This is a genomic window from Jannaschia formosa (assembly GCF_003340555.1).
GTDB classification, from domain to species: Bacteria; Pseudomonadota; Alphaproteobacteria; order Rhodobacterales; family Rhodobacteraceae; genus Jannaschia; species Jannaschia formosa.
On sequence record NZ_QPLJ01000133.1, the window covers coordinates 1 to 518 of the forward strand.

Below are 518 nucleotides of genomic sequence, written 5' to 3' on the forward strand. Positions count from 1 at the left end.
TTGGTTCAGGCAGATCACGCAGGCTGCGAGCTTGATGAGGGCTACATGGATGTCTGCGCGGCGCTCGTAGCGGGTGACGAGCCTTCGGAACTGGTCCATCCACGCGAAGGTCCGCTCGACGGCCCAGCGGTGGCGGCCGAGACGGTCGGACCTGTCGATCCTCTTGCGTGCGATGCGCGGCGTGATGCCCCTGGCGCGGCACTCCGTGCGGCAGCGGCGACTGTCGTAGGCCTTGTCGGCGTGCAGCTTGTCGGGGCGCATGCGCGGACGTCCAGGCCCGCCCGAGCGCACGCCCGGCACCGCGTCGAGCGTGGCTGCGAGCGCCATGCTGTCGTGACGGTTCGCCCCGGTGAGCGTCAGGCCGAGCGGCGTGCCGCGCGCGTCGGTGACCGCGTGCCGCTTCGTGCCCGGCTTGCCTCTGTCGGTCGGGTTCGGCCCCGTCGCGGCGCCCCCCTTTTGGCAGCGGTGGACTGGCTGTCGAGCGCGGTCCGCCCCCAGTCGAGCTCGCCCGACCGGTG

General features: G+C 72.4%; 1 pseudogene. It reads right to left on the reverse strand.

The annotated features are described in order from the left end of the window. Positions 1-518, reverse strand: a pseudogene (locus DR046_RS23170) (IS5 family transposase); the annotation flags it as partial.